The sequence below is a fragment of the Bifidobacterium asteroides genome (assembly GCF_009683175.1).
In the GTDB taxonomy this organism is placed as follows: domain Bacteria; phylum Actinomycetota; class Actinomycetes; order Actinomycetales; family Bifidobacteriaceae; genus Bombiscardovia; species Bombiscardovia asteroides_H.
The window spans coordinates 503,492-515,149 of sequence record NZ_WKKW01000001.1; the positions used below are offsets into that span (position 1 = coordinate 503,492).

The window sequence follows — 11,658 nt, forward strand, 5'->3', positions numbered from 1 at the left end:
TAGCCGCGCTGGTTCTCCGCAGACACCCCGCACCAGGGCGGGATGAAATGCGGAGCCTGGCCGAACTTGTTACTTGGCGCGCTCGACAATGGAGTCGAGACGCCAGCGCTTGGTCTTGCTCAGAGGACGGGTCTCCATGATACTCACGAAGTCGCCCACATGGGCCTCGTTCTTCTCATCATGGGCCTTGACCTTGCGGTTGCTGCGGACGACCTTGCCGTACAGGGGGTGGGTCGAACGCTGCTCCAGCTCAACGGTGATGGTCTTGTCCATCTTGTCGGACACGACGTAGCCGCTGCGAACCTTGCGGAAGTTGCGCTCCTGCTTGTCAGCCATGCTTACTTCTCCTCAGCTTTGCTCTTGGCCTTTGCTTCGGCGGGCTCCTGGCTGATGCCCAGCTCGCGCTCACGCAGGACGGTGTACATCCTGGCGATGTCGTGCTTGACGGCCTTGAGGCGGGAGGTGTTCTCCAGCTGACCGGTGGCCGACTGGAAGCGCAGGTTGAACAGCTCTTCCTTGGACTTCTTCAGGAAATCCTCGATCTCCGCATTGGTCTTTTCATTCAGATTCTTGATGGAATACTCGGCTGTTCCGACTGACATCAGATGTCACCGCCTTCACGTGCAATAATCCGGCACTTCATGGGAAGCTTGTCAGTGGCGCGGCGAAGGGCCTCGCGGGCCACATCCTCGCTCACGCCGCCGATCTCGAAAAGCACCCGGCCGGGACGGACATTGGCCACCCAGAACTCGGGCGCACCCTTGCCGGAACCCATTCGGGATCCCAGGGCATGCTTGGTCAGGGGGCGATCCGGGAAGACCGTGATCCAGACGCGGCCACCACGCTTGATGTACCGGGTCATGGCGATACGGGCCGCCTCGATCTGCCGGTTGGTCAGGTAGGCAGGAGCCAGGGCCTGGATGCCGTAATCGCCGAAAGCGATCTCGTTGCCGCCCTTGGACATGCCCGAACGACCCGGACGATGCTGCTTGCGGTATTTAGTCCTCTTTGGGATAAGCACGGCTCACTCCTTTGCTTCGGTTGCGACGGGCGCCGAGGCGGTCTGCTCCTGAGCCGCCGCCGGCGGCGTGGCCACACCGCTGTTCTGCTTGGCTGCATCCTGCTCGCGGCGGGTGCGTCCCTCGGAGGGACGGACGCCACGACGGGGACGACGATCGCCGCGCCGACCGGGGCGGTTGTTCTGCTGAGCCTGCTGCTCCTCAAACTGACGCTCGGTCATATCGCCCTTGTAGATCCAGACCTTGACGCCGATGCGACCGTAGGTGGTTCTGGCCTCGAAGAAGCCGTAGTCGATCAGGGCGCGCAGAGTCTGCAGGGGCACACGGCCCTCGCGGTAGAACTCCGAACGGCTCATCTCGGCTCCGCCCAGACGACCTGACAGCTTGATCCTGATGCCCTTGGCGCCTGCGCGCATGGCATCCTGCTGAGCCTTGCGCATGGCCCGGCGGAAGGTGACGCGGTTGGTCAGCTGCTCGGCGATGCCCTGAGCCACCAGCTGGGCATCGATGGAGGCGTTCTTGACCTCGAAGATGTTCAGCTGGACCTGCTTGCCGGTGATCTTCTCCAGCTTGGCGCGCACACGCTCGGCCTCTGCTCCACGACGACCGATGACGATGCCCGGCCGGGCGGTGTGGATGTCGACGCGCACACGGTCGCGGGTCCGCTCGATGACAATCTTGGAAACGCCTGCGCGCTCCAGGTCCTTGTTCATCTCCTTGCGGATCTTGTCATCCTCAAGCACGAAGTCGCTGTAACGCTCCCCCGCCTTGTTGGAGTCGGAGTACCACTTGCTGCGGTGCTCCTCGGTGATGCCGAGTCGGTACCCAAACGGGTTGATCTTCTGCCCCATTATCGGGCTCCTTCCTTGTCGGCCACCACTACGGTGATGTGGCTGGTCCGCTTGTTGATGCGGGCCGCACGACCCTGGGCGCGGGCGCGGAACCGCTTCAGGGTGGTTCCTTCGTCCACGTAGGTCTCACGAACCATCAGCTCGTTCTCGCGGAAGGGCTGGTTGGCCTTGTCCGCCTTGACGCGAGCGTTGGCGATGGCGCTCTCCAGGCACTTGCGGACCGGAACGGCCGCGTCCTGGGGGGCGAACTTCAGAATGGTCACGGCCTCGGTCGCCTGCTTGCCTCGGATGAGGTCGACGACGCGGCGAGCCTTGCGAGGCGTCACGCGAACGTGACGTGCAATTGCCTTAGCTTCCATGTGTCTCTACTCTCCCTCGCCTCAGCGGCGTGCTTTCTTGTCGTCCTTCACGTGACCCCTGAAGGTCCGGGTGGGGGCGAACTCGCCGAGCTTGTGGCCGACCATGGCCTCGGTGACGAAGACCGGGACATGCTTACGGCCATCGTGCACAGCGAAAGTGTGCCCGATGAAGTCCGGGGTGATCATGGAACGACGGGACCAGGTCTTGATGACGTCCTTGGTGCCCTTCTCGTTCTGCTCGTCGACTTTCTTCTGCAAGTGGGCGTCGACGAATGGGCCCTTCTTGATGCTACGAGTCATCTTTCCGACACTCCCTTACTTGCGGTTCTTACCATTTGGACGACGACGCACGATCATCTTGTTGGAGGCCTTCTTGGGCCTGCGGGTGCGGACCTCGCCCTTGCCCCAGGGAGACACTGGTGGCTTGCCGCCACGGGTGCGCCCGCCATGCGGGTGGTCGACCGGGTTCATGGATTCACCACGGGTGATGGGCCTGCGTCCCATCCAGCGGGCACGTCCTGCCTTGCCAAGCTGGACGTTGGCGTGGTCGTTGTTGCCGACCTCACCCACCGTTGCGCGGCAGCGGGAGTCGACATTGCGAATCTCTCCTGAGGGCATACGCAGCTGGGCGTAGGCCCCGTCCTTGGCCACCAGCTGGACGGCAGCACCGGCCGAGCGGGCGATCTTGGCGCCGCCCAGGGGCCGCAGCTCGATGGCGTGGACGATGGTGCCGGTGGGGATGTTGCGCAGGGGCAGGTTGTTGCCGGGCTTGATGTCGGCCTGGGGACCGGTCTCGATGACGTCACCCTGCTTGATGCCCTGCGGGGCGATGATGTAGCGCTTCTCACCGTCTGCAAAGTGCAGAAGGGCGATGCGGGCCGAGCGATTGGGATCGTATTCGATCTCAGCAACCTTGGCGGGCACGCCGTCCTTGTCCCAGCGACGGAAGTCGATGAGGCGGTACTGGCGCTTGTGCCCGCCGCCGCGATGGCGGCTGGTGACGCGGCCATAGGAGTTGCGTCCGCCGGTCTTGCTCAGCTTGCGAACCAGCGACTTCTCGGGCTTGGAGCGCGTGATTTCGGCAAAGTCCGAAACCGAGGCGTTGCGACGGCCCGCGGTCGTCGGCTTGTATGTACGGATAGCCATAATCTAGTTCTTCCTTAACTTTTCTCGGCTAGCCTTCAGTTGTTGGTACCGAAGACATCGATCGACTGGCCCTCGGCCACCTTGACGATGGCGCGCTTCTCGGCGGCGCGACGACCCCAGCCCGTACGGGTCCGGGTCCGCTTGCCCTGGCGGTTGAGGGTGTTGACCGATGTGACCTTCACGTTGAAGATCTGCTCGATGGCCTGCTTGATGGCGACCTTGTTGGCATCAGGGTCAACCACGAATGTGTACTGGCCGCGGTCCGAGTTGGCGTAGCTCTTCTCGGAGACTACCGGGCGCAGAATGATGTCGTGTGCTGGCTTGTGAATAGCTGCCATGAAAATCAGGCCTCCTTGACGGTCTCGGACTTGACGCCGCTCTTGGCAGCCAGGAAGGCATCAAAGCCATCCTTGCTGAAGACGACATCCTCGGCCGTGACCACATCGTAGGTGTTGAGCTGATCGGCGAAGAGGACATGGACGGTGGGCAGGTTCCTCACGGAGAGCCACTCGTTGATGTTCTCACGGGACAGCACGACGGTGGTGAATCTGTTGTCGACAAGGGGCAGCAGGGCCGCCTTGGCTGCCTTGGTGGACGGAGTCTCGCCAATGCCGAAGTCGACCACGTGCACGCGTCCGGCGTTGACCCGGTCGGACAGGACGTAGCGCAGGGCTGCGGCCTTCATCTTCTTGGGGGTGCGCTGGGAGTAATCGCGCGGCTGCGGGCCGTGGACAATGGCGCCACCGGTCCACTGGGGAGCGCGGATGGAACCCTGACGGGCACGTCCAGTGCCCTTCTGCTTCCAAGGCTTGCGGCCGCCGCCTGAGACGGTGGACCGGGTCTTGACCGAATGCGTGCCCTGGCGGGCTGCTGCCAGCTGGGCGACAACCACCTGGTGGATCAGCGGCACGTGTGAGCGGACATCCTCCTCGGCAATGCCGAAGATCTGCTCGGGTGCATCCACGGTACCGGTGTTCTTGCCCTGGGCGTCGGTGATGTTCAGAGTCAACTTAGCCATGGTTTCAGGCTCCCTTCACTGCCGAACGAACCAGGACGATGGCGCCGCGGGGCCCGGGCAAGGCACCCTTGATGGCGATGACGCCCTTCTCGGCATCTGCGGAGACGATGGTCAGGTTCTGGACGGTCGAGGTGTCGTGACCCATGCGGCCGGCCATCCGCTTGCCCTTGAGGATGCGGCTGGGCGTTGCGCAGGCGCCCACTGAACCGGGACGACGCTCGTTCTTGTGCGAACCGTGGGTGCGGCGGTAGGACTTGAAGCCCCAGCGCTTGATGGTGCCGGCAAAGCCCTTGCCCTTGGTGGTTCCGGTCACATCGACCTCGCTGCCCTCGGGCAGCAGGTCCAGGCCCAGCTCCTGGCCGGGCTGATAGCTGTCGGCATCGGCGGTGCGGACCTCGACCAGGTGACGACGCGGGGTCACTCCGGCCTTGGCGAAGTGTCCAGCCAGCGGCTTGGTCACCTTGGTGGGGTCGATCTGCCCGTAGCCGATCTGGATGGCCTGGTAGCCGTCCTTCTCCTGGTTCTTGACCGCGGTCACCACGTTGGTGGACACGTCCACCAGGGTCACCGGGACGAAGAAGCCGTTCTCGTCCCAGACCTGGGACATGCCCAGCTTGCGGCCCAGGAGAGCCTTGCGGTTCCTCTGCTCTTCAGCCATGCGGTTTCCTCCTCCCCTACAGCTTGATCTCAATGTTGACGTCCGCCGGCAGATCGATGTGCATCAGCGAATCCACAGCCTTGGGCGTGGGATCCACGATGTCGATCAGGCGCTTGTGGGTGCGCATCTCGAAGTGCTCGCGGGAGTCCTTGTACTTATGAGGAGAACGGATGACGACATACACGTTCTTCTCAGTCGGCAGCGGAACGGGGCCAACCACAGTTGCGCCCGCGTTCGTCACCGTCTCGACGATCTTCTTCGCCGATTGGTCGATGACCTCATGGTCATAGGACTTTAGCCTGATGCGGATTTTCTGTCCCGCCATTGCCGTCCGCCCTTTCTAGCGATCTATGAACTGATTACCCAGTCTGTTTCGAGGGCACGGAACGACGGCCGCAAGGAGACATTCCTCCCGACAGGCCTCAGCCGGATCCATGCGCAGCCGTGGAGAATCCCGTGGGGATGGGACTCCTCGCTGCACCCGCTATTGTGATTGACAAAATGCGAGCCCAAAACAGGCAACTTTCTTATTAAAGCACGAGGGTTCCCCTAGAAGAATCCGGGCGTGTCGCACCGCTTCCAGGGGAACCCCCCGGCTCAATTCCGGCCCTGTCAGGACCGCCGGGAGGCCTCCTGGAGCACATCCTCGCCCTGGCGGGCAACCCTCATCCGGTGGCCCTCCTCCTGGGTGACTCCATAGTAGGCGGCCACGGCGATGTCCTTCATGTCCTCAATCAGCGGAATGCGGGGGTTGGCCGGCGTGCACTGATCCTCATAGGCGCGCATGCCGATCTGATCCAGGGACCGCCAGTAGAGGTCCTCGTCCACTCCGGCAGCCTGGAAGGAGGCATCCATGCCCAGGCGCTCGTCCCTGTAGGATTCCACGGCACGGGCCAAGAGCTCCACGCCCTCCTCGGGGGTAGCGGATTCGATGCCCAATACATGGGCCATCTGCCTGTAGCGCTCCGGGGCCACATACTCGCTGTACTTGGGCCAGCTGGTCGGCTCGTCCGGGATCCGCCCGTTGTAGCGGATCACATAGGGCAGGAGGATGGAGTTGGCCCGCCCATGGACCACATGGCAGAGGGCTCCGATGGTATGCGCCATGCCGTGGCACATGCCCAGGAAGGCCGAGCCGAAGGCCATGCCAGCCATGGTCGCCGCATTGTGCATCTTCTCCTGGGCGCGCACCTTGGCCTCGCCGCCGGCGGTGCCCACGGCAGACTCCAGGTTGTCCCAGATCAGCTTGGCGGCGTGCAGGGCCATGGCGTCGGTGTAGTCATTGGCATAGACCGAAACGAAGGCCTCCATGCAGTGGGTCAGGGCATCGAAGCCCGAGTCGCAGGCCAGCTGCTTGGGCTGGGTGCGGGCCAGAACCGGATCCACGATGGCCACGCTGGGGGTCAGGGCGTAGTCGGTGATGGGGTACTTGTATCCGGTCCTGTGGTCGGTGATGACCGCGAATGGGGTGACCTCCGAACCCGTGCCCGAGGAGGTGGGAATGCAGACCAGCCTCGCCTTGGTGCCCAGGGGCGGAATCTTGAAGGCCCGCTTGCGGATGTCGAAGAACTTCTCCCGAACATCGGCAAAGGAAATCTCCGGGTGCTCATAGAGCAGCCACATGATCTTGGCTGCGTCCATAGGGCTGCCGCCGCCCACAGCGATGATGGTGTCGGGGCCGAACTCATCGCGCATCATGGCCGCACCGCGCTCCACCGTCTCGACGCTGGGCTCCGGCTCCACGTAGTCGATGATGCGGAAGGTGACCGGCTCGGGCCGGGCCCGCAGCTGATCGATGATCTTGTCGACGATTCCCAGCTGCTCCATGACCTTGTCGCAGACAATGACGGCCCGGCGGATGCCGAACATGTCGCGCAGATAGCGGACGGAGTTGGGCTCGAAGTAGGTCTTGGGGGGCACCTTGAACCACTGCATGTTGTTGTTCCTCCGCGCGATCCGCTTGATATTGATCAGATTGACCGCCTGGACGTTGCCCGAGACCGAGTTGCCGCCGTAGGAGCCGCAACCCAGGGTCAGGGAGGGGGCGATGGCATTGTAGATGTCGCCGATGCCGCCCAGGGAGCTGGGCTGGTTCCAGACGATCCGGCAGGCATGCATGCGCTGTCCATACTCACGCACCAGCCTCTCATCGTCGGTGTGGATGGCCGCCGTATGTCCGGCACCATAACGCAGCATCTGCTGGCAGAGGGTGAAGCCCTCCTCCTTGTTGCTGGCCTTGAGCACGGCCTGAACCGGTGCCAGTTTCTCCAGGGTCAGGGGTTCCATGGGGCCGACCTGGTCGCATTGGGCGGCCAGAATGGTCACATCCTCGGGTATCTTGAAGCCGGCCTGGCGGGCGATGAACTGGGGGGACTTGCCCGGAACCTCGGAGTTGAGCCTGGGAGCGGGCGCATCGGTACCGGCATGGGCCCGCACGCCGAACATGTACTCCTCCAGCTTGACCTTCTCCTCGGGGTTGACGAAGTAAGCCTTGCGCCGCTTCATCTCCTCGATCACCCGGCCATACACATCCTGATGGGCGATGATGGCCTGCTCTGTAGCGCAGATCATGCCGTAGTCAAAATGCTTGGACAGGATCAGGTCGTTGACGGCCCGGGGCACGTTGACCCTGCGGTCCACATATGCCGGGGCATTGCCGGCACCTACGCCCAATGCCGGCTTGCCCGAGGAATAGGCGGCCTTGACCATGCCGGTGCCCCCGGTGGCCAGAATGGTGGCTACGCCGGGGTGCTGCATGAGGGCGCCGGTGGCTTCGACTGAGGGGTGCTCGATCCACTGGATGCAATCGCGCGGAGCGCCCGCCTCGATGGCGGCGTCGCGGACAATCCGGGCCGCCTCCACCGAGCAGCGCTGTGCGTAGGGGTGGAATCCGAAGACGATGGGGCAGCGGGTCTTCAGGGCCAGCAGCGACTTGAAGATGGCTGTCGAGGTGGGGTTGGTCACCGGGGTCACGCCGGCTACAACTCCCACCGGCTCGGCCACCTCGATGATGCCGTCCACATCGTTCTCGCTGATGATGCCCACGGTGCGCTGCCTGGCCAGGTAATTGGTCACATGCTCGCAGGCAAAGATGTTCTTGGTGGCCTTGTCCTCCACCAGGCCGCGTCCGGTCTCCTCCACGGCCATCTGAGCCAGGGACAGATGCTTGTTCAGGGCCGCAATCGAGGCCTTGGCCACAATCCGATCCACTTGGCTCTGGTCGAGCTCCTCAAAGGCATGTAAAGCCGACTGCGCTCGGACGACCAGGGCATCCACCTCCTTGCGGGCCAGCTCACTGCCGTCGGCCCGGGTGTCTTCCCTGCCGGTTGCCGGCTCCTTCACCTGATGCTCTTGCTTCTGCTTCTGCGTTCCAGCCAAGATATTGGCCCTCCTCATGTTCCGCGGATGCCGATGAGGGCCGGCAGAAGGTCTCATACAGTCTCAGACCGTGGCGGTCCACGAAAGACATCCGTCATAACGTGACGAAAGTCACAATATAGACCCAAGGGGGCACCATTGAGCCCCCGGATGAGCGAACGTTCGCTTGAAGCGTGTCGTGTGGGAATTCGTGGTTTTCCTGGTCATTTTCCGCACCCCAACGTGCGCTTTGTCGTTCGCTTGGAACTGGGCTGGCCAGGCATGGATCCAAGCATGAAAAATCCCCAAGGTCCGTGAGGACCTTGGGGATGGAAGAAACTGCGAACGTCAGCGCTTGGAGAACTGCGGGGCGCGACGGGCCTTGTGCAGACCGGCCTTCTTGCGCTCCACCACGCGGGCGTCACGGGTCAGGAACCCGGCCTTCTTCAGGGCAGGACGGTTGGCATCCCGATCGATGGCGTTCAGGGCGCGTGCAACGCCCAGACGGACTGCGCCGGCCTGGCCGGTCACGCCGCCGCCCTCGACGCGCACAACCACGTCGAACTTGTTCTCGAGCTTGAGCAGCACGATGGGCGAGTTGACCTCGCGCTGGTGCAGCTTGCTGGGGAAGTACTCCTCCAGGGTGTGCCCGTTGATGCTCCACTTTCCGGAGCCCGGAATCAGACGGACGCGGGCGACTGCCTCCTTGCGGCGGCCGGTGCCATAGCCCGGCTCGATGGCGGAGGTGCCGGTGCCTGCACCGGCGTTGGTCTCGGAAGTGTAGGAAGCGCTGGTCTCCTCGGCCTCAAGAACCGCGGAGCTGTTGTTGTTGTCAGCCATGATGATTATCTCCTCTGGTCCTACTTGGCCTGCTGGGCGACCTGATGGATCTTGTACTCAATGGGCTGCTGGGAGGTGTGAGGATGCTCCTCGCCTGCGAAGACCCGCAACCTGGTCAGCTGGACCTTGGCCAGTTTGTTCTTGGGCAGCATGCCCTTGACCGCCGTCATGATGATGCGCTCGGGATTGTGCTCCATCAACTGCCCGTAGGAGTCGCGGCGCAGACCGCCGGGGCGGCCGGAGTGGGTGTAGAGCACCTTGTCGCTCTTGTTGCCTGTCAGCACCATCTTGGAGGCGTTGATGACAATGACGTTGTTGCCGGAGTCGGCGTAGGGCGCATAGGTGGGTTTGTTCTTGCCACGCAGCAGATCGGCCACCTGGGCTGCCAGACGACCCAGCACCACACCGGAGGCGTCGACGATATACCAGTCATGTGTCAGATCGGCTGGTTTCGGGGTGAAAGTCTTCACGATTCAACCTTTTCCTTGCATTGTGTTTCGGGCTCTCCGCGCCGCATGCTGCCATGCTGGCCGAAAGCCATGTATTCCGTGGGCTCCCTTAAAGTCCTAGACGGCGAGTGGGAAAAGCGCTTTGAGGACCCCTTAGGGAAACACAACAATCCATTATTGTAACGCCTGAGTGCCATTCGTCAAAATTCGCGTCCGCCCCGGTCTCAGCGGGAGGCTGCTGCCCGTGCCACCTGCCCGTCCGGGTCCTTGCGCAGGGCATCAAGGGTGGCCTGCCCGGTGTTGGGATTCAGGGCCACGGCCCGGCGCACCATGGCAGCCAGCACATGGGGGGCATTTTGCTCCTCGCGAGTGCCGAGAGCTCCCAGAAAGTCCAAGGTATCAGCATCGGTACGCTCGTCCTGGGCGCCCTCCAGGCGCATCTTCCAGGAGGTCATGGGATTGGTCAACGCTGCAGCCCTGACTCCGGCATCCTCGTCCTTGGTGAGCAGACCGGCCAACCAGTTCTTGTCGTCCTTGTTGGCGGCCACCGCCCGACGGACCTCCACGCTGGAATCCTGGGAGAGCTTGACCAGGATGTTGGGGAAGGGCATGGTCTGTGCCAGGTAGATCCTGTCCTCCACCGGCGTGTGCTCATTGCCGGCGACGGCCTCCAGCAGTGCCGTAAAGCGGGAGAAGGCGGCCTGATCGGACTTGTCGGGCAGGGGACTGCGGGCGAATTCATGCAGCTCGGCCGTATCCGTAGAGTGCCTGAGCCTTTCGTAGAAAACGGTCAGGGCCTCGTGGGGCTTGCCGGCTGACGGTGATTCGGTTTCCGGTTGGTCCTGGGGATTGGTCATGGGGCCAGCTTAGGTCGTCTCCTTGATAACGGGCTCGACCCGGGATCCCCTCTAGCATGGAGATAACGCAGGAACCGAGGAGACGATAGGCATAGGAGGCAAGCCGATTGCTCACCATACTGGATACGCCGCAGAAACCGGCCACAGGCTCCCTGACCGAGCGCAAGTCCGAGTTCATCGGCCAGGCCTGCCACGTGGAGGACCAGGAGGCGGCCATGGCCTTCGTCCAGGAGGTCCGCTTGCAACACCCCAAGGCCCGACACGTCTGCCACTGCGCGATCTGGGGACCCGAGGGCCGCACCAGCGAGCGCATGAGCGATGACGGGGAGCCCTCCGGAACGGCCGGCAAGCCCATACTTGAGGTCATGCGTCGGCAGGGGCTGACCGACTGCGCCCTGACGGTGACCCGATACTTCGGAGGGATTCTTCTAGGGTCAGGTGGACTGATCCGCGCCTACTCCTCAGCAGCCTCCCTGGCGCTCAAGGCGGCCAGATCGGCACGCGTGCTCCCGACGCAGCGCTTCACGATCGCTGTGGACTATCCAGAGTACGAACCCCTCCGCCGTCTGATCCGCAACTCGGGAGGACACGTGGAGACCGAAGACTTCACCGATAGGGTCCGATTGACCTACGACCTGGAGCCCGCAGCGGTACCGGCCTTTCACGGCCGACTGGATGATCTTCTGCAGGGCCGGGCCCAGCCCAGCACACTGGGGGAAGGCCGCAGGCTGATTCCTCTGTCCGGGAACAAGGCTTCGTCTGCCTCATAACAGTCAAAGCAATCCATACAGCCATTGCCTGGCTGGGGTATATCCTTCCGGACAGGCTTATGCCAAGCACCGACTGATAATGAACTGATAATGAATAAGACCGGCAATCGAGCAGGATCAACGATCACCGGTCATCAGGCGGAGACGAGGAGATTCGAACTCCTGGACCGCTTGCGCAGTCAACACCTTAGCAGGGTGCCCCTTTCGGCCACTCAGGCACGTCTCCATGCAGGCTCCCGAGCCGGGGCCCTAGCCCCAGAGTTTCGAGAACAAAACAATAGAATACCATGATTGACCGACCTGACTCGCCGGGGCGACAGGAAGCGGCAAGGCA

At 63.0% G+C, this 11,658-nt stretch carries 17 protein-coding genes and 1 tRNA gene; 2 read left to right on the forward strand and 16 right to left on the reverse strand.

Going from position 1 to position 11,658, the window contains the following annotated elements:
* Nucleotides 1–69 precede the first annotated feature (69 nt).
* The 12 genes from rpsQ to adhE form a co-directional block, all read right to left on the reverse strand.
* Nucleotides 70–336, reverse strand: a complete 267-nt coding sequence (gene rpsQ, locus GKC41_RS02270) for a 30S ribosomal protein S17 (protein WP_015022350.1) — start codon at nt 334–336, stop codon at nt 70–72.
* A gap of 2 nt (nt 337–338) precedes the next feature.
* Nucleotides 339–602, reverse strand: a complete 264-nt coding sequence (rpmC, locus tag GKC41_RS02275; RefSeq protein ID WP_154312771.1) for a 50S ribosomal protein L29 — start codon at nt 600–602, stop codon at nt 339–341.
* Nucleotides 602–1,021, reverse strand: a complete 420-nt coding sequence (gene rplP / locus GKC41_RS02280; protein ID WP_015022352.1) for a 50S ribosomal protein L16 — start codon at nt 1,019–1,021, stop codon at nt 602–604. The genes rpmC and rplP overlap by 1 nt, the downstream gene beginning before the upstream one ends.
* A gap of 3 nt (nt 1,022–1,024) precedes the next feature.
* Entirely contained in the window at nt 1,025–1,870 is an 846-nt protein-coding gene (gene rpsC / locus GKC41_RS02285) for a 30S ribosomal protein S3 (protein ID WP_154312772.1), read from the reverse strand.
* Nucleotides 1,870–2,229: a 50S ribosomal protein L22 gene (gene rplV, locus GKC41_RS02290; protein ID WP_024626790.1), complete on the reverse strand. Its 360-nt coding sequence runs from the start codon at nt 2,227–2,229 to the stop codon at nt 1,870–1,872. The genes rpsC and rplV overlap by 1 nt, the downstream gene beginning before the upstream one ends.
* Before the next feature lie 21 nt (nt 2,230–2,250).
* Nucleotides 2,251–2,529 carry a 30S ribosomal protein S19 gene (rpsS, locus tag GKC41_RS02295; RefSeq protein ID WP_154312773.1) on the reverse strand — a complete coding sequence of 93 codons (279 nt, stop codon included), beginning with the start codon at nt 2,527–2,529 and terminating at the stop codon, nt 2,251–2,253.
* 15 nt (nt 2,530–2,544) lie between these two features.
* Entirely contained in the window at nt 2,545–3,375 is an 831-nt protein-coding gene (gene rplB / locus GKC41_RS02300) for a 50S ribosomal protein L2 (RefSeq protein ID WP_015022356.1), read from the reverse strand.
* A gap of 35 nt (nt 3,376–3,410) precedes the next feature.
* Entirely contained in the window at nt 3,411–3,713 is a 303-nt protein-coding gene (gene rplW, locus GKC41_RS02305) for a 50S ribosomal protein L23 (RefSeq protein ID WP_015022357.1), read from the reverse strand.
* A 5-nt stretch (nt 3,714–3,718) separates the two neighbouring features.
* Complete coding sequence (gene rplD, locus GKC41_RS02310; RefSeq protein WP_045935715.1) at nt 3,719–4,393, reverse strand: 50S ribosomal protein L4; 675 nt, start codon at nt 4,391–4,393, stop codon at nt 3,719–3,721.
* Nucleotides 4,394–4,397: 4 nt separating this feature from the next.
* Nucleotides 4,398–5,051 carry a 50S ribosomal protein L3 gene (gene rplC, locus GKC41_RS02315; RefSeq protein WP_015022359.1) on the reverse strand — a complete coding sequence of 218 codons (654 nt, stop codon included), beginning with the start codon at nt 5,049–5,051 and terminating at the stop codon, nt 4,398–4,400.
* Between the two features lie 16 nt (nt 5,052–5,067).
* Nucleotides 5,068–5,376, reverse strand: a complete 309-nt coding sequence (gene rpsJ, locus GKC41_RS02320) for a 30S ribosomal protein S10 (RefSeq protein WP_006295278.1) — start codon at nt 5,374–5,376, stop codon at nt 5,068–5,070.
* A 287-nt stretch (nt 5,377–5,663) separates the two neighbouring features.
* Nucleotides 5,664–8,486, reverse strand: a complete 2,823-nt coding sequence (gene adhE / locus GKC41_RS02325; RefSeq protein WP_324612007.1) for a bifunctional acetaldehyde-CoA/alcohol dehydrogenase — start codon at nt 8,484–8,486, stop codon at nt 5,664–5,666.
* Nucleotides 8,487–8,579: 93 nt separating this feature from the next.
* On the opposite strand from adhE, the gene GKC41_RS02330 reads away from it, so the two are divergent.
* Entirely contained in the window at nt 8,580–8,726 is a 147-nt protein-coding gene (locus GKC41_RS02330) for a hypothetical protein (RefSeq protein ID WP_154312775.1), read from the forward strand.
* A gap of 30 nt (nt 8,727–8,756) precedes the next feature.
* Here GKC41_RS02330 and rpsI read toward each other — a convergent pair whose 3' ends face one another.
* The 3 genes from rpsI to GKC41_RS02345 form a co-directional block, all read right to left on the reverse strand.
* Nucleotides 8,757–9,248 (reverse strand): 30S ribosomal protein S9, encoded by a 492-nt coding sequence (rpsI, locus tag GKC41_RS02335; RefSeq protein WP_015022361.1) that lies wholly within the window; start codon nt 9,246–9,248, stop codon nt 8,757–8,759.
* Nucleotides 9,249–9,268: 20 nt separating this feature from the next.
* Nucleotides 9,269–9,718 carry a 50S ribosomal protein L13 gene (rplM, locus tag GKC41_RS02340; protein ID WP_045935716.1) on the reverse strand — a complete coding sequence of 150 codons (450 nt, stop codon included), beginning with the start codon at nt 9,716–9,718 and terminating at the stop codon, nt 9,269–9,271.
* 203 nt (nt 9,719–9,921) lie between these two features.
* A complete protein-coding gene (locus GKC41_RS02345) occupies nt 9,922–10,554 on the reverse strand; it encodes an AbrB family transcriptional regulator (protein WP_154312776.1) in 633 nt (210 codons plus the stop codon).
* A 107-nt stretch (nt 10,555–10,661) separates the two neighbouring features.
* Between GKC41_RS02345 and GKC41_RS02350 the strand changes: the two genes are divergently transcribed.
* On the forward strand, nt 10,662–11,324 hold the full coding sequence (locus GKC41_RS02350) for an IMPACT family protein (RefSeq protein WP_154312777.1): 663 nt from the start codon (nt 10,662–10,664) through the stop codon (nt 11,322–11,324).
* A gap of 139 nt (nt 11,325–11,463) precedes the next feature.
* Here the strand turns inward: GKC41_RS02350 and GKC41_RS02355 are convergent.
* Nucleotides 11,464–11,550 (reverse strand) — tRNA-Ser (locus GKC41_RS02355).
* Nucleotides 11,551–11,658 lie beyond the last annotated feature (108 nt).

Bases quoted from the DNA above. Each gene is read 5' to 3' on its own strand.
- GKC41_RS02345 (WP_154312776.1), bottom strand. From the start codon at position 10,554: ATGACCAATCCCCAGGACCAACCGGAAACCGAATCACCGTCAGCCGGC.
- rpsQ (WP_015022350.1), bottom strand. From the start codon at position 336: ATGGCTGACAAGCAGGAGCGCAACTTCCGCAAGGTTCGCAGCGGCTAC.
- GKC41_RS02330 (WP_154312775.1), top strand. From the start codon at position 8,580: ATGAGCGAACGTTCGCTTGAAGCGTGTCGTGTGGGAATTCGTGGTTTT.
- rplC (WP_015022359.1), bottom strand. From the start codon at position 5,051: ATGGCTGAAGAGCAGAGGAACCGCAAGGCTCTCCTGGGCCGCAAGCTG.
- rplV (WP_024626790.1), bottom strand. From the start codon at position 2,229: ATGGAAGCTAAGGCAATTGCACGTCACGTTCGCGTGACGCCTCGCAAG.
- rpsS (WP_154312773.1), bottom strand. From the start codon at position 2,529: ATGACTCGTAGCATCAAGAAGGGCCCATTCGTCGACGCCCACTTGCAG.
- rpsC (WP_154312772.1), bottom strand. From the start codon at position 1,870: ATGGGGCAGAAGATCAACCCGTTTGGGTACCGACTCGGCATCACCGAG.
- rplD (WP_045935715.1), bottom strand. From the start codon at position 4,393: ATGGCTAAGTTGACTCTGAACATCACCGACGCCCAGGGCAAGAACACC.
- rpmC (WP_154312771.1), bottom strand. From the start codon at position 602: ATGTCAGTCGGAACAGCCGAGTATTCCATCAAGAATCTGAATGAAAAG.
- rpsJ (WP_006295278.1), bottom strand. From the start codon at position 5,376: ATGGCGGGACAGAAAATCCGCATCAGGCTAAAGTCCTATGACCATGAG.
- adhE (WP_324612007.1), bottom strand. From the start codon at position 8,486: ATGAGACCTTCTGCCGGCCCTCATCGGCATCCGCGGAACATGAGGAGG.
- rpsI (WP_015022361.1), bottom strand. From the start codon at position 9,248: ATGGCTGACAACAACAACAGCTCCGCGGTTCTTGAGGCCGAGGAGACC.
- rplW (WP_015022357.1), bottom strand. From the start codon at position 3,713: ATGGCAGCTATTCACAAGCCAGCACACGACATCATTCTGCGCCCGGTA.
- rplB (WP_015022356.1), bottom strand. From the start codon at position 3,375: ATGGCTATCCGTACATACAAGCCGACGACCGCGGGCCGTCGCAACGCC.